Source organism: Methanoculleus sp. (assembly GCF_030019085.1).
In the GTDB taxonomy this organism is placed as follows: Archaea; Halobacteriota; Methanomicrobia; order Methanomicrobiales; family Methanoculleaceae; genus Methanoculleus.
Map to the genome: position 1 here is coordinate 1 of NZ_JASEFJ010000016.1, position 14,946 is coordinate 14,946.

At 58.5% G+C, this 14,946-nt stretch carries 18 protein-coding genes; 6 read left to right on the top strand and 12 right to left on the bottom strand.

Annotated elements, in window-relative coordinates:
• Positions 1-86: 86 nt before the first annotated feature.
• Positions 87-344, top strand: coding sequence for a PRC-barrel domain-containing protein (locus QMC91_RS07425; protein WP_300237275.1), 258 nt, complete (start codon positions 87-89; stop codon positions 342-344).
• Here the strand turns inward: QMC91_RS07425 and QMC91_RS07430 are convergent.
• From QMC91_RS07430 to QMC91_RS07450, 5 genes are all read right to left on the bottom strand, one after another.
• The gene (locus tag QMC91_RS07430) at positions 320-1,024 is read right to left on the bottom strand and encodes a phosphoglycolate phosphatase (protein WP_300237277.1); all 705 of its coding nucleotides are present in this window, start codon (positions 1,022-1,024) and stop codon (positions 320-322) included. The two genes, QMC91_RS07425 and QMC91_RS07430, sit on opposite strands and share 25 nt — an antisense overlap.
• Positions 1,018-1,992 carry a DNA repair and recombination protein RadA gene (gene radA, locus QMC91_RS07435; RefSeq protein WP_300237279.1) on the bottom strand — a complete coding sequence of 325 codons (975 nt, stop codon included), beginning with the start codon at positions 1,990-1,992 and terminating at the stop codon, positions 1,018-1,020. Before radA ends, QMC91_RS07430 begins: the two co-directional genes overlap by 7 nt.
• Positions 1,993-2,099: 107 nt before the next feature.
• Positions 2,100-3,386: an OB-fold nucleic acid binding domain-containing protein gene (locus QMC91_RS07440; protein WP_300237281.1), complete on the bottom strand. Its 1,287-nt coding sequence runs from the start codon at positions 3,384-3,386 to the stop codon at positions 2,100-2,102.
• A 16-nt stretch (positions 3,387-3,402) separates the two neighbouring features.
• Positions 3,403-4,695 carry a diaminopimelate decarboxylase gene (gene lysA, locus QMC91_RS07445; RefSeq protein ID WP_300237283.1) on the bottom strand — a complete coding sequence of 431 codons (1,293 nt, stop codon included), beginning with the start codon at positions 4,693-4,695 and terminating at the stop codon, positions 3,403-3,405.
• Positions 4,692-5,840, bottom strand: coding sequence for an LL-diaminopimelate aminotransferase (locus QMC91_RS07450; protein WP_300237285.1), 1,149 nt, complete (start codon positions 5,838-5,840; stop codon positions 4,692-4,694). The genes lysA and QMC91_RS07450 overlap by 4 nt, the downstream gene beginning before the upstream one ends.
• A gap of 218 nt (positions 5,841-6,058) precedes the next feature.
• On the opposite strand from QMC91_RS07450, the gene cutA reads away from it, so the two are divergent.
• The 5 genes from cutA (at position 6,059) to QMC91_RS07475 (ending at position 8,521) form a co-directional block, all read left to right on the top strand.
• Positions 6,059-6,376 (top strand): divalent-cation tolerance protein CutA, encoded by a 318-nt coding sequence (cutA, locus tag QMC91_RS07455; protein ID WP_300237287.1) that lies wholly within the window; start codon positions 6,059-6,061, stop codon positions 6,374-6,376.
• On the top strand, positions 6,376-7,137 hold the full coding sequence (fdhD, locus tag QMC91_RS07460; RefSeq protein WP_300237289.1) for a formate dehydrogenase accessory sulfurtransferase FdhD: 762 nt from the start codon (positions 6,376-6,378) through the stop codon (positions 7,135-7,137). The genes cutA and fdhD overlap by 1 nt, the downstream gene beginning before the upstream one ends.
• On the top strand, positions 7,116-7,598 hold the full coding sequence (locus tag QMC91_RS07465) for a DUF1890 domain-containing protein (RefSeq protein ID WP_300237291.1): 483 nt from the start codon (positions 7,116-7,118) through the stop codon (positions 7,596-7,598). Before fdhD ends, QMC91_RS07465 begins: the two co-directional genes overlap by 22 nt.
• A complete protein-coding gene (locus tag QMC91_RS07470; protein WP_300237293.1) occupies positions 7,595-7,855 on the top strand; it encodes a DUF1894 domain-containing protein in 261 nt (86 codons plus the stop codon). Before QMC91_RS07465 ends, QMC91_RS07470 begins: the two co-directional genes overlap by 4 nt.
• A 174-nt stretch (positions 7,856-8,029) precedes the next feature.
• Entirely contained in the window at positions 8,030-8,521 is a 492-nt protein-coding gene (locus QMC91_RS07475; RefSeq protein WP_300237295.1) for a TspO/MBR family protein, read from the top strand.
• Between the two features lie 10 nt (positions 8,522-8,531).
• On the opposite strand, the gene QMC91_RS07480 is transcribed toward QMC91_RS07475, so the two are convergent.
• From QMC91_RS07480 to QMC91_RS07510, 7 genes are all read right to left on the bottom strand, one after another.
• The gene (locus tag QMC91_RS07480; protein WP_300237296.1) at positions 8,532-9,134 is read right to left on the bottom strand and encodes a CDP-alcohol phosphatidyltransferase family protein; all 603 of its coding nucleotides are present in this window, start codon (positions 9,132-9,134) and stop codon (positions 8,532-8,534) included.
• On the bottom strand, positions 9,131-9,643 hold the full coding sequence (locus tag QMC91_RS07485; RefSeq protein ID WP_300237298.1) for an adenylate kinase family protein: 513 nt from the start codon (positions 9,641-9,643) through the stop codon (positions 9,131-9,133). The genes QMC91_RS07480 and QMC91_RS07485 overlap by 4 nt, the downstream gene beginning before the upstream one ends.
• Positions 9,640-10,698, bottom strand: coding sequence for an aminotransferase class I/II-fold pyridoxal phosphate-dependent enzyme (locus tag QMC91_RS07490; RefSeq protein ID WP_300237300.1), 1,059 nt, complete (start codon positions 10,696-10,698; stop codon positions 9,640-9,642). The genes QMC91_RS07485 and QMC91_RS07490 overlap by 4 nt, the downstream gene beginning before the upstream one ends.
• The gene (locus QMC91_RS07495; RefSeq protein ID WP_300237302.1) at positions 10,682-11,806 is read right to left on the bottom strand and encodes an acetylornithine transaminase; all 1,125 of its coding nucleotides are present in this window, start codon (positions 11,804-11,806) and stop codon (positions 10,682-10,684) included. The genes QMC91_RS07490 and QMC91_RS07495 overlap by 17 nt, the downstream gene beginning before the upstream one ends.
• Positions 11,807-11,814: 8 nt before the next feature.
• On the bottom strand, positions 11,815-12,732 hold the full coding sequence (gene guaA, locus QMC91_RS07500) for a glutamine-hydrolyzing GMP synthase (protein ID WP_300237304.1): 918 nt from the start codon (positions 12,730-12,732) through the stop codon (positions 11,815-11,817).
• On the bottom strand, positions 12,719-14,329 hold the full coding sequence (pyrG, locus tag QMC91_RS07505; RefSeq protein WP_300237305.1) for a glutamine hydrolyzing CTP synthase: 1,611 nt from the start codon (positions 14,327-14,329) through the stop codon (positions 12,719-12,721). Before pyrG ends, guaA begins: the two co-directional genes overlap by 14 nt.
• Positions 14,330-14,447: 118 nt before the next feature.
• A complete protein-coding gene (locus QMC91_RS07510; protein WP_300237307.1) occupies positions 14,448-14,858 on the bottom strand; it encodes a PaaI family thioesterase in 411 nt (136 codons plus the stop codon).
• Positions 14,859-14,946 lie beyond the last annotated feature (88 nt).

Consider the following 14,946-nt stretch of genomic DNA (forward strand, 5'->3'; position numbering starts at 1 on the left):
CGCACCTGTTGACCGGGGACTTCCCGCTTCGCACCTTCAACCCCAACAGTTAAAAGATTTATATATTACAAACACGCACGATCCGTATGAGCAAAGCGTTCTGTCGCTCCCTTGCCAGGAAGAAAGTGATGAGCAACGATGGCATGCTCATCGGCACCATCAAGAACATCATGGTTGACCTGAGCACCGGGCAGGTTGTCGACCTTCTTGTTAGGCCGGACGAGACGTTCAAGACCGATGGTTACAGGACGGATGGAGACAAGATGCTCGTGCCGTTCGAGGCTGTAAAAGATATAAAGGACTACGTTGTTGTAGACCGCTACCTGCTGAAGAGATCTGAGTAGTACATTTTTACCGCCTCGACGAAGCCTTCACCGTGTGGTTTTGTGGTGACAAGGTCTGCAGCCATGCGTGTAGCCGGATTGGCGTTTGCAACCGCGACCCCTACACCGGCGGCCGCAAGCATCTCGATATCGTTCTCGGAGTCACCTACGGCGATAATCTCTGAGGTGGAGAGACCCATCTCAATGGCGAGTTCGCGCATCGCCGCCCCTTTGCTCACGCCCGGTGGCTGGAGATGGATCGCGAATCCGGTGTAGAGCACCCGTACTGGAAGGGCCTGCTCCTGTATAACCGCCTGAGCCTCAGCAGGATCGACGTTCCGTGCGAAGGCCACGTCAGCAAACCGGTATTGAGCACTGTAAAGTTCGAGTTCAACGCCCTTCCTTGAGAAATAGTCCCTGAGAACCTCGAAGGCTTCCAGACAGACCTTCCTGTCGCCGGCGATATGAAGAGGGCCGGAGAAACCCCTCCGGTAGACGCCACCATTTTCGCCGATGATCGTCCCATCGGTTCCGATCATCTTTGAGAGAGAGTCCATGAAGCAGACGGTGTTACCGCTTGCAAACACAACCGTGATCCCGGCGTCGACGAGGGTGCGGATGGCCTCGATGGCGGCGGTGTTGATCCGCCGCCGCCGATCGGTGAGGGTGCCGTCGACATCCGTTACAACTGCTCTTAACACGGTCTGAGCCCTGCCTGTTCGACCATGAACGCTGCCTCCCCCTCGGGCAGGTTGGGACTATCTACCAGGCGGGCGACCCTCTTGCCACCCTTGCCTTTCCGCAGGTAGATCCGGAATGTTGCAGTGTGTCCGACGATGTTGCCACCGATCGGTTTTGTTGGATCGCCAAAGAGAACGCCAGGGTTCGACATCACCTGATTGGTCACAAGGCCAACTGCGTTATGGTCGTCGATCAGTTTGAACAGGTCGTGCATGTGCCGGTTCAGTTTCTGCTGCCGTGGTGCGAGCGTGCCGCGCCCCGCATACTCCGACCTGAAGAGCGACGTCAGGGAGTCGATGACAAAGAGCCGGATCGGGTAGTCGGACTTCCGGAGGTCGTTTGCAAGTTCACGCGCGCTTTCAAGGAGGAGCATCTGGTGATCGGAACTGTGCGCCCGCGCGACGTGCACCCGCTCCAGGACCTCCTCGAGGGGACCAATATCTGCCCCCTCGGGCAGACCTTTCACCATCTGCTCAATACGCTCCGGGCGGAAGGTGTTCTCCGTGTCGACGTAGATCACACCACCATGCAGCCCCCCAAGTTCTTCAGGGAGCTGGACATTGACTGCCAGCTGGTGGACGAGCTGGCTCTTGCCGGACCCGAACTCACCGTAAACCTCCGTTATCGCCTGCGTCTCGAGTCCGCCCCCGATCAGTTCGTCAAACTCTGGCACCAGCGTCTTTAGTTTCTTGATATCCCTTCTCTTGTCCAGGATATCCCGACCTGTCTTAAACCCCCCGATATCCGCCATCTTTCTGGCGGCGAGAATTATCTTCTTGGCGGTCGCCTCGCCGATCTCCGCCGCTTCGGCGAGATCCGTCGGTGTTGCTGTTGCGACGCTCTCTACTGTACCGTATCCAGCCTCACGGAGTTTCTCGGCGGTTGTTGCCCCAACTCCGGGTAAATCTTCAAGATCAATCTCTGACATCTCGATCCTCACTTGATCTCTTCTGCGTGTCCAATGACGCTACAGTAAGAATCTTGATCTGGAGACATATAGTTCGCTTGCCGCGCGGTGTGAAAGTGAAACCAGGATCAGATCTGGGGGTCGAAGAGATCCAGGCGGCGTTTCAGCGATCCGGGATCGGGTTGCATAAACTCAAGGTTGTCCGGCCTGAACAATCCACGCTGAACCGTGCCCCTGGCACGCACTGGATAGCCGATGGAGACAACCCTCTCCAGGAGGTAAGAGGAATCGCCCGTCTCGATGGAAACCCCCTCAGCGGTAGGGATGACTGTGCCCTCGATCTCGACGGTCTCTTCCTCCTGCTCAAGGGTAAGAAGAGCGCTTCCCCACGATAGATGCAACTCGATCTCACCGAAGCGTCCCCGCCGTCCGAACGCGTTGTAGACCTCGATCCGGTCGCCGGGCACCAGGTGCTCATCAGCCCTCTCACCCCAGATGACAACCGGGATCTCATCACCTGTCTCATCTTCAAAGAGAAGGTTTCGAACCTGTGAGACCCGCCCGTTCCGCGTGGTAAACGTTCGAGGTGGTTGCACGCTGACCACTCGCCCGGATAGTGAGTACGACCCCCCCTCTTTTACGTCCGAAACAGAGTTCAGGGGGACGGTGATCTGACGGTCGGATGGAGCAACCGATGCGGTTTCACCGATGCTGTACTCGATCCCCCTCTCAGTATCACGTGCGAGAGCCCCTCTGATTACCACACTCTCACCCGGTTCGATCCCGGATATGAGCGCCGGTAACCAGGCGACTAGCCGGAAAACGCCCTCTTCGTTTCCTACCACCGCTTCGAGCATCTCCCCCGGCGTCCCATCACGCCTGACGAAAGTCCGGGGACTCCCGACCGCGATCAGCCTCACCTCAAGATCCCGGGACACCCCGGGTCCAGGGTCAGTGGGGGTCTCCTCACAGTTGATCTCGCACGCCGCCTCCTGGATGGCGAGAACGGTGACGTCCGGGATCTTTCCGCCACACTTCGGGCGCCCAAGTATCTCTATGACGGCACCCACCTCCAACTCAGAGACTGCGGTGGCCTTCTCGTCCCAGAGCGTCAGTCGCGCCCTCCCGGTCTCGTCACCCACCGTCACGTTCGCGACAAGCCCTTTTCTGCCATCGGGCCGCTCAAACTCCCGGGGTTCCTGGAGAGAGAGCACCTTTGCAAAGAAGCACGCCAGGCTTGTTGTCGCCGAGAGGTCACGTATACGGACGTGAGACCGCCCCAGGTCACGGACAACAAGCATCGCTGCCGTCTGTTCGTCCAGAAGATCGCCAGACTCCGCCACTTTTTCCTCAACCCGGCGTTCGAACTCGTCCTCTGTGAGGAGGTCATCGACCAGACGGTAATGAAACTTCACGTCTGCATCTCCCAAACTACTCCTGCCAGGGCGGGGTCAAGGTCGTGGCGGTCAGGTCGTCGATCGTCTCGGCCCGACGCATCACTGCAGCCCTTCCACCCGCGACCAGCACCTCGGCACAGCGGGGTCGACTATTATACTGCGAAGACATCGCAAACCCATAGGCCCCGGTATCCAGGACGGCGATGAGATCACCCGCCTTAAGTTCCGGGAGCATACGATCCCGGGCAAGGATGTCGCCCGTCTCACAGATCGGGCCTGCAACCGAGTATTCCTGTACCGGCGGAACGCCCGCTTTGTTCGCCGCCACAACCTCGTGGTAGGCGTCATACATCGCCGGCCGGATGAGCAGGTTGAACCCGGCATCGACGTTTGCAAAGGTCTTGTGAGCGGTCTTGACCGAGTTGACCCTGGTCAGGAGAATCGCTGAGTCACCGACGAGCCAGCGGCCTGGCTCAACCCAGAGTTCTGGCTCAATCCCGAGGTCACTGATACCCTTGAGGAAGACTGGCATGACCGCTCCCGCGTAGTCCTCGGGCGTCGGGGCGCGATCGGTCTCGCGACGGTAGGGGATACCGAGCCCTCCTCCTATATCGATGAAGGAGGGAACAACGCCGATATCGATCAGATCGCTTGCGAGTCTGACAAGCACTTCGACCTCGCGGGCGAATGGCTCCACGGCCAGGATCTGCGAGCCTATGTGACAGTGGATCCCGACAGGGTTGACGTGTTCTGCTGCGAGGGCCGCCCCATATGCCTCCAGGATCTGCCCTGCAGGGATGCCGAACTTGCTTGTCGCAAGCCCGGTCGCGATCTTCGGATGAGTGGGGGCATCGATCGCCGGGTTGACCCTGAAGGCGATCTCAACCGTCTTTCCCGCCTCTGCGGCCGCTGCATCAAGTTGCCGGAGCTCGTCGAGCGAGTCTACCGAGACCCTTACCCCTTTTTCGAGAGCAAGTGCAAGGTCAGCGGGCGATTTCGAACTCCCGTTGAAGAGGAGAGACTCCGGTCGCATTCCCGCGGCATGGGCGAGAGCAACCTCCCCTGCGGAGAACACGTCGGCACCGGCGCCCAGAGAGGCGAGTATCCTGAAGACCGCGAGATTGCCGTTTGCCTTGGCGGCGTAGAGGATCCGGACGTTGGGGTAATGCGCGGTAAGGGCACTTTCAAGGCGCTGGAAGTTCTCCCGGATCCGGTCCTCGTCCATGACGTAGAGTGGAGTGCCGAACCTTTGCGCGAGATCCACCGTATCCTGGCCGCCGATCAGGAGATGACCGCCCTCAACCGTAAGGTGCGGCGGGAGGATCACAGGTCAAGCCCCCGCATCCGCTCGACCGCCTCGTTGATCCGCTCAACCGAGCGCGTGATCGCGAACCGGACGAAACCCTCACCATTTCGGCCGAACCCGACTCCGGGGGTCGCGACAATCCCGGCCTCATCGAGGAGTCTTGCGGCAAACGCCATGCAGTCGTCAACAGGCAGCCAGACGTAGAATGTGGCCTTCGGCGCCTGAACGTCAAACCCGATCTCACGAAGACCCGAGACGAGCGCGTCCCGGCGCTCCTGGTATATCGAACATGCCTCTCTAACACAGTCCTGTGGACCGCTGAGCGCAGCGATAGCGGCGTGCTGGATGGCGTCGAACGCCCCTGAATCAACGTTGGTCTTGACCCGGCCAAGCCCCGCAACTATATCGGCATTTCCGCAGGCCATTCCGATCCGCCACCCGGTCATGTTGTATGTCTTTGAGAGGGAGTGCATCTCGATACCGACTTCCATCGCGCCGTCGGCCTCGAGGAACGAAGGCGAACGGTAGCCTTCGAAGGCAATCTCGGAGTAGGCGTTGTCGTGGACTACCACGATGCCGTGCTCCCGTGCAAACTCGACAACCTCCTCAAAGAACGAGAGGGGCGCCACCGCTGCCGTCGGATTGTTCGGGTAGTTGATGAAGATCATCTTTGCCAGTTTCAGAACGTCAGCGGGGATATCATCAAGCACCGGGAGGAAATTGTTCTCTGGGCGGAGTGGCATCTCGTAAACCTTACCTTCCGCAAAGAGTGTGGAGGTCTTGTAGACCGGGTAACCGGGGTCCGCGACCAGGACTACCTCACCGGGGTTGACGAAAGCCTCGGCGATGTGGGCGATACCCTCTTTTGAACCAATGAGCGCCAGGGTCTCCTTCATGGGGTCGAGGTCAACCCCAAACCGACGCCGATACCATTCTGCCACTGCCCTGCGGTATGCGGGCATTCCGGCGTAGGAGGGGTAGTGATGATTCTTCGGGTCACGGGCTGCGGCACATAGGGCCTCAACGATATGCTTCGGCGTTGGGAGGTCGGGGTCGCCGACGCCGAGGTCGATTATATCGACGCCCTGACGCTGCTTCTCCTCTTTCATCTCGTCAATGCGCGCGAAAAGGTAGGGTGGGAGGTGATCCATGCGTCTCGAATACATCTTTCAGGTATTGCACACGAAACCCTATTTATCTTCTTACCCTCTTTATCAGGTTCGGGCCCCATCTACGACCTGGATATTAGAAAGTTTCCTGGACCAGCGGTATACAAGGAACAAACGACCCCGACCAACAACCCATGCCTCCCGGCGACAACTTCCCGTTCTGCCCCCTTCGCCCCCCCCCACAAGTTAAATAATTAGGCTACGAAGGTTAAACCATGGACGCTCCCGAGTATATTGTGGCATTCTGCACCGCCCCCGCCCGGGAGGCGGAGAGTCTCGCAAAAGCGCTAGTTGATGCGCATCTTGCGGCGTGCGTGAACATCACTGGCGTTCAATCCTTTTACAGGTGGGAGGGGAGAGTTCTTGACGAGCCTGAACGCCTCCTGATCATGAAGACACAGCACCGCCTGCTCGGTCCCCTCATCGAGAAGATACGCGATCTGCACACCTACGACCTCCCCGAGATAGTCGCCATCCCTATCATCGGGGGGTATGCCCCTTACCTTAACTGGATACAGGAGGAGACAGGTTGATGGAGACCGTCTGCCGCACCGGGATCCAGGTAATCGGGGATCAGGTACACGAGGTCCAGGACAATATCGTCGTCGAAGACCGCGTCAGGCTCTTTCTGAACGGAGAATATCTAACAACCCTTGTAGCAAGCCCTGATCGGCTCGAAGACCTCGGGGCGGGGTTTGTCGTCTGCGAGGGGCTGGCAGATACGGTCGAGTCTGTGGAGGTCTCTGGCAGGGATGTCCGGATCGAAGCACCGGTAAAGAGAGAGATCCTGCTCGAGATGGAGTCTTCAGGCGGTTACCGCGTTCTTGGCGAGGCAAAGAAAGTGGATTCCTCGATCACCATCACCGCAGATGGCATCCGCGCGGTCACGTCTGCGATCGAGTCCGACGTCTGGAGACGGACCGGCGGTGTCCACTGTTCAGTCCTCTTCTGCGACGGCAGCCTCGTCACCAGGGCCTGCGATCTCGGCAGGCATAACACCGTCGACAAGGTGGTGGGGTATGCAACCCTCAGAGGGCTGGACAGGTCAGGATGCGTCCTCGGTTGCACGGGGAGGCAGCCCTCCGGAATGGTGGCGAAGGCGGCCAATGCAGGTATCCCGATCGTTGTTTCGAGGGCCGCGTCGACCGATCGGGGGATCATGACCGCAGAAGAGGCAGGGCTCACCCTGATCGGTTTTTCTCGGGGCGAGCGGTTCACCATATACACGCACCCGGAACGGGTGCCTGAAGTTCTGAAAAAATTGAGGATATCATGGTCGAAACAGGTAACCTGAAGAATGAGGCGCTGCTCCTCCTCGGGTGCCCGCAGGTGCCCGTCCAGACGAGTCTGGCGCTATACGTCGCACACAACCTGAGGAAACGAGGTTGCCGACCGGTGATCGCCGGAACGACTGCGGCACGGAAACTGATGGAGGTGGCCGATCCCGGCCATTACTACATCGAAGAGATGAACGACATTGACGATACGATCGATGAGATAACCGGGAAACAGAGGGACTATGACCTCTGTTTCGTTTTCATCCACAACGATTCCGGGATCGCATACGCCGGAACCATGGCGTATATCTCCAGTGCGCGGGTCTACGCGCTTATATTCGGGGAGCACGCAGAGGAACTCGCCGAAGAGATCGAGTTTCCCTGTGAGATAGTCGCGGCGAAGGCGGTGCATAACCCGATGCCGCTCAAACGGAGAATTGACGAGGTGATGGAATGGGCGGTTGTCTCGAAGCGATGAAACCCGAGATTCTTCTCTCCCAATCTTCATTTAAGGAGGCGAGGGAGTTCATCAGGAAGAACATTAAAGAGTATTACGAGGTAGAACCGGGTTACCGGATACTGGATGTCCACATCATCGGTGTGCCGCCGCTCTATGTCGGGATCGAGGGAGATCAACTGGTCTTCCCCTACACCAAACCCTGTCACGGAACATTTGTGGTGAAGATACCGGGGGGCGACGAGATCGCACGGTTGCGGGAGAGGAAGAAAAAGTAACCCTTTTACTCCGGAGACTCTTCCATACTTCGACCATCTGTGGTAGCGGGTTCCAGATGGCTACCGCCACCAAATGTTCTCCGCACCGGGGCCCCCCTCACACCCGTCAGCCCTGTGGCTGACACCTGCAATAAGACCAAAATGGTTAAGTAAAACAATTTATCATTACACCTCGTGAAATCTGCACCCGTACACATCAGGGCCATCCAGGCCATTGTGGCGATCGGGATCTGCCTTGTAGCCGCCAGGATCGGGTCGGCGTTCACTCTGCCGGCAATTCCAACCTGGTATGCCTCCCTGGCAAAACCTGCCCTGACCCCGGAGGCATGGGTCTTTGCCCCGGTCTGGACGGTGCTCTACACCCTTATTGGCGTCGCGCTCTACCTGGTCTGGAGCAAGGGATGGAAGCAGAAGGGTGTACCTGTTGCGGTGGGGGTTTTTGGTGTCCAGTTATTCCTGAACGTTCTCTGGTCGTATGCCTTCTTCGCGCTACAGGCACCATTCCTTGCGCTCACCGTGATCCTGCTTCTCTGGATTGCAATCCTGTTGACGATAGTGGCTTTCTATAGGGTCTCGACCCCCGCAGCAGCACTTCTTATCCCATATCTCATCTGGGTTACCTTCGCGGCCTACCTCAACCACGGTATCTACATTCTCAACCCATGATCGGCAGCGATCACTTTTTTTCAATCTCGCACCATACATGAATGAAACGCTGGATGGCGGTGTAGTGCCCCAGAATGCCGAATATTACCAGCAGCCAGCCAAGATAGTTCAAACCGTAGATCTCAACAGGTATCAGGACGGTGAGCGCTCCTGCAACGATGATCAGAACCAGACGATCCGCCCGGCCCAGTATGCCGCCGTAAAATCTGCCGACCCCTACAGCCTGCGCCTGGGTGCCGAGGTATGAGGACATCAGAACACCTGTCAACGCGAAGACCCCAATCTGCCAGGGGGCAGCACCGCCGGCAAATATTCCAGTGATTATGAAGATATCAGCGTATCTGTCGATAACATGGTCCAGGAAATCCCCGTGGGCCCCGGCGATCCCCATCTCACGTGCAAGCGCCCCATCGAGCGCATCAAACGCGGCGTTGAACGCGACCAGGATTGTGCCAAAGACTATCCCCCCGAGGTAGAACGCGATGCCGGCAAGCGCCGATACTATGAGCGATCCAACCGTCAGGGCGTCCGGCGTTACGCCTGCCCTCCGTACCAGGTTTATCGCGGGCTGCATGATGCGCTGGGCCTGCGGCCGATACTGGTCAAGCGTCATACCCAATTCTCCAGGTAGTCCGTCCAGTCGATTGACCCACAGGAGGGGGGGAGTTCTCCCCGGATAAATCGCTCTACCATCCAGGCACACCCCTCGACGGAGAGATCGGTTGTATCCACCTCCATGACGTGCTCATACGGGTGTTCCTCGAGCGTCTCGATCAGGATCACGTCAAGCGCCTCTGCCTCAACATTCTCTGCGATCTTTGCCTCAGGGTAGCCCCGCTGCTCAAGACGCCGTCGAAGGACGTCCGGACGACACCGGAGCACCACCACCAGGTCACAGGGGAGGAGATGGGCGAGATGCCCCTCGATTATCCCGTCAACATGCTCGAACTCCTCCACCCAGCGGTCGGTATCAACCACCATCGTCTGTCGGGCGCGGTCCTCCTCCAGGATGTAGGGCTGAACTGTATCTAAAAGGTGAACGATCATGTAGCCGCGCCGCTCGAGTTCGGCAGCAACGGATGTCTTGCCGGTTCCAGGCGTGCCTGTGAGCCCCACCATCATAGGTCGCGTATCGCCTCCAGAAATAGAGCATTCTCCAGGTCGTCACCTATACTGACCCTGATGTAGTGGTCGCCGAGTCCGGGGAAGGAGGTGCAGGACCTCACCAGGACACCCCGTGCCGCGAGATATTCCACCGCCTCGTCGGCGGTACGTGGGGCAACATCTATCATGACAAAGTTTGCATCGGAGGGATGCGCACCCGGGATCTCCTCGATAAACCGCCGCCTCCAGCGCAGGACATGTTCACGGGTCTCGCGCACCCTCTCCTCCTCCGTGAGGGCGACCGCGGCAGCTGCGGCGGAGACGGAGTTCAGCGCAAACGGTGTTGCCGCCCGATTGTAGAACGGTTCAAGCCATCCAGGCACGAAGGCGTAACCCACCCGCAACCCAGCCAGAGCGAAGATCTTTGACATCGTCCGACCGATCACAAGGTTTTCGTGCCGGCGCATGAGCGGCCGGTAATCCATATCCGAGAACTCGACGTAAGCGTTGTCCAGGAATAACAAGCCCTCCAGACCCTCCAGTATCTCCGCGACCGTTTCGAGCGGGGTGGTGTTCCCCGTCGGGTTGTTCGGGGCGCATAGGAACGCAAGTTTTGCGTCTTTGCATGCCCTGCTGAAGTCTGCCGGGTCGACCGAGAAGTCCTCTCTCCTCCGCGGGACGCTCACCACCCGGGCACCGTGCGCCATGGCCGCAATCCCGTAGAAGGAGAAGGTTGGCGTCGAGACCACCACAGCCTCACCGGGCTCTACGACCGTCCGGATCAGCGTCTCGATGACGCCGTCCATCCCGGCGCCGGTTACAAACCGGTAATCTCCGTGGTAGCGGCGGAGCGCCTCAACGAACACCGACGCACGCTCGTCCGGGTAACGGTTCGCTTCCCGTAGTGCAGCGCAACCCGCCTCGATCACGTTCTGAGATGGAGGTCGAGGATTCTCGTTGCTCGCGAGGAGGGCAACCCGGTCGATACCGTGTTCCCGTGCCACGTCCGCGGCCTTCTTAGCAAAGTAGTAGCCGCTCGACTCTAAGAAACACGCCCTAACCAAGCGCTGCATTGATTACTCCGACAGCCGTCTCTATCTCCTCGTCTGTGATCACAAGCGGCGGTATCAACCGGAGGTTTCCATCGGCGGCGCAGTTGACAAGAACACCGTTCTCAGCGCAGGTCTGCTGCACCTCCGAACAGCGATCACCGACCGAGATACCGATCATCAGACCACGACCACGTGGGGTGTGAAGGGCAAGCCCCTTCATGAACAACTCGCCCTTCCGGGAGACGTCAGGGAGAACCTCCTCTATGACGCCGATCGTCGCTAGCCCCGCCGCACAGGCAACCGGCCCGCCGGCGAAGGTGCTCCCGTGCTCACCCTTCCTGAACTCCAGTCCCTCGCGCGCAACGAGCGCTCCGATGGGAAACCCGCTTGCAAGCCCTTTTGCGATCGTGACGATATCAGGGGTGACACCGGTGTGCTGGAAGGCAAACCACCTCCCTGTCCGGCCCATACCTGTCTGCACTTCATCGACGATCATCAGCGCACCAGAATCATCACAGATCTCCCGGATACCCTGGAGGAAATCGTCGGGAGGGATCAGGACGCCCGCTTCTCCCTGGATCGATTCTACAAAGACCCCGGCGGTATCACCATCGACGGCCTCCGCCAGAGCGTCAAGGTCACCGTAGTCGACGAAGGTGCAGGGGGGGGAGAGCGGTTCGAAAGGTTCGCGGATCGCTGGTTTATGGGTGATTGCAAGCGATCCGCACGTCCTGCCGTGGAACCCGTGGGTGAACGCTACAAACTTCTTTCGGCCGGTCCGGATACGGGCAAGCTTGATCGCTCCCTCATTCGCCTCTGCCCCGGAGTTTGAGAAGAACACTTTTGCAAGCCCGGTGATCTCTACAAGCCTCTCTGCAAGTTCCGCCTGGTTCGGGACGTAGTAGAGGTTTGAACAGTGAATCAGTTGCTTTGCCTGGTCACAGATCGCTCTGACCACCTTCGGGTGGCAGTGACCGGTGCTGCAGACCGCAATGCCCCCAACACAATCGATGTACTCCTGTCCCCGGTCGTCCCAGACGCGCGACCCCGCGCCGCGGACGATCTTGATCGTCCGTGAGAACGCCGGCATGTAGTAGCGTGCATCAAGTTCTCGTGAATCTTTCTCCATTCTCTTCCTCACTCATACTCGATCGTTGCGGGGGGTTTTGAGGTGACGTCATAGACTACCCTGGATACACCGGGAATCTCGGAGGTGATCCGTGTCGTGATCCGGGAGAGGGTCTCATAGGGGAGATACAGAGGTTCGGCGGTCATCCCATCCCTTGACCGGACGGCCCTAACAGCGACGATCCAGCCATGAAGCCGGACGTCCCCTTTGACGCCGGTCCCGAGACCGATTAGAGCCGCAAAACACTGCCAGGGTCTGAAATCTTCCACCAGACACTCCTCGACTATGGCGTTTGCCTCCCGGACGATCTCGATCTTCTCTCTCGTCACCTCACCTAACACACGGACGGCAAGCCCCGGACCTGGAAAGGGCATCCGGTGCTGAATCTCCGCCGGGAGTCCAAGTGCAGCGGCAACCTCACGTACCTCGTCCTTGTAGAGGTCGGCAAGCGGTTCGATGACGCCCTTAAAATCGATCTTGAGAGGCATGCCCCCAACATTGTGGTGACTCTTGATACCCCCCTCGCTCTCGATACGGTCAGGGTAGATCGTCCCCTGAAGGAGCATCGTTGCTCCCGTCCGTTTTGCCTCGCGCTCAAACACCCTTATAAACTTCTCACCGATGACCTTACGCTTCTCCTCAGGGTCGGTTACGCCCGCGAGCGCCTCGAAGAACTCGTCTGCGGCGTCCACCACGCGGAGGTTTGTATCGGCAAATAGCGAACTCACCCGCCCGGTCTCTCCCTTTCGCATGAGCCCGGTATCCACATATATCGGGATCAATCGATCGCCTATCGCGCGTGCTCCAAGCGCCGCGCAGACCGATGAGTCCACGCCGCCGGAGAGTGCCATCACAACCTTCTCATCGCCGGCAGCATCGCGTATTTCCCTGACTGCCTGATCGATAAACTTCTCAACGTTTACCATTCTGCTCAATCACCTGGTTCTGGGTAGATTTATTCTTCTTGCATGCCTCTACAAAGCCGAGGTAGGGCGGTGAGGGGTGTGTCGGGCTCGACCTGAACTCGGGGTGGAACTGTGTCGCAAGGAAGAAGGGATGATCCGGAATCTCACAGACCTCCATGCGTTGCTCGCAGAAACCTGAGAATACCAGCCCGGCGGCTTCAAGGTCGGCGATGAACGCGGGGTTCACCTCGTAGCGGTGGCGGTGCCGCTCCACGATCGAGGTTCTGCCATAGAGCCTGGCAACCAGCGTCCCTTCTTTGAGCGTCACGTTACAGTCGCCAAGGCGCATCGTGCCCCCAAGTTCGCTGACACCCTCCTGCTCGGGGAGAAGAGCAATGACATGCGTCCCTTCATCCATCTCCTCGCTTGTGGCGTCCTCTATGCCAACTACGTGCCGGGCATACTCGATCACGGCGAGCTGGAAACCGAGGCAGAGACCGAGGTAGGGTTTAGAGTTCTCACGGGCGTAGCGGATCGCCTGGATCTTACCCTCGACACCCCGTTTCCCGAACCCCCCGGGAACCAGGATACCGTCGACATCGGCGAGATCCCTGGGTTCGAACGTCTCCGCATCCAGCCACCGGATGTTCACCTCGGTGGAGAGAGCCCTGCCAGCATGCTTGAGCGCCTCCTTGATGGACATGTAGACATCCTCGATCCCGTACTTGCTTACTATGGCAACCGTCACCCGGTTGGTGTACTCCTGAGAGACAACCCTGTACCAGGCTGGATCCGGCTCCCTGTTCTCCAGTCCAAGGTAGTTGCAGACGACGTCAGCCAGTCCTTCTTTCTCGAGTTCCACCGGGATCTGGTAGACGTCAGGGACGTCCTTTGCAGAGATTACAGCTTTTACGGGGACATCGGTGAAGGCGGATACCTTCTTCTTTGTCTGCGGGCTGAGCACCTCTCTGCTCCTGCCAACGATAATGTCTGGCTGCAACCCGAGTTCCCGGAGTGCCTTGACTGAGTGCTGTGTGGGTTTGGTCTTATGGTCACCCATCGTGTCGACAGGTACAAGGGTGACGTGGACCAGGATCATATCCTCTCGTGGAAGCTCGCCATGCATCTGCCGTATGGCCTCCAAAAACGGCATGCTCTCGATGTCACCCACCGTGCCGCCGACCTCTACAAGACAGATCTCGGCTCTCCTGCCGCCGTCGACAGGTTCCTCGGCCGCACGCCTGATGCTCTGCTTGATCTCATCAGTGATGTGTGGGATTATCTGGACGGTCGCGCCGAGGAAGTCTCCCCGGCGCTCCTTCTCGATGACGTTGCGGTAGACCTTGCCCGTTGTTATGTTGTGGATCGATTTAAGGTTGATATCCAGGAACCGCTCGTAGTTACCGAGATCAAGATCGACCTCCCCGCCGTCGGAGAGGACGAAGACCTCCCCGTGCTGGGCAGGGTTCATCGTGCCGGCATCGATGTTCAGGTATGGATCTATCTTTACCGCCGTCACCTCATAGCCGCGATTCTTTAAGATTCGGCCGATGGACGCGGTGGTTATACCTTTCCCGAGTCCGCTCATGACGCCGCCGGTTACAACGATGTACTTCAAACTCTCGCTCCTCCCCGATCGTTTCCAGATCTTTATCTCCTAAATATGTGATCTCGCCTATTGAGAATCTATTGTTCTGGAGATCCCGCGCGCCCCACTGCCTTATGAGAGGGCAGCGCTACCTTCCGATAACCGCATAAGATGTCGATGTCCTGGAGAGAAGCGTCCCATCCTCTCCGCTCGTGACCTCGCCGTCTGCAAACGCCACCCTGCGACCCTTGCGGATGACATCTCCGGTGGCGACGATCGTCCCGGTATTGACGCCCTTTATGAAACAGGTGTGCTCGTCGATCGTAGCGATCCGCTCCCCCTCTTCAAGGAGGGTGTAAAGCGCAAGCGCGACCGCCTCGTCTGCAAGCGCCACGTAAACCCCGCCCTGGAGCCACCCGGCACCGTTCAGCATCTCCGGTCTGACTTTCATCGAGAGACTGGCATGCCCATCTCCGAAACCCTCAATCTCTATATCCATCATCTTGAAGAAGGGATTCACATCCCTTCCAACCTCTTTTAACCTCTCAATGTAGCCCATGCTATCGTGCCTGCCTTCGTGAGGGTTTGAAATGAGCCGGGATAAGCATTGTGAATGCGGGTTCCGGTTGCGAACCGGTGTTTTCCTC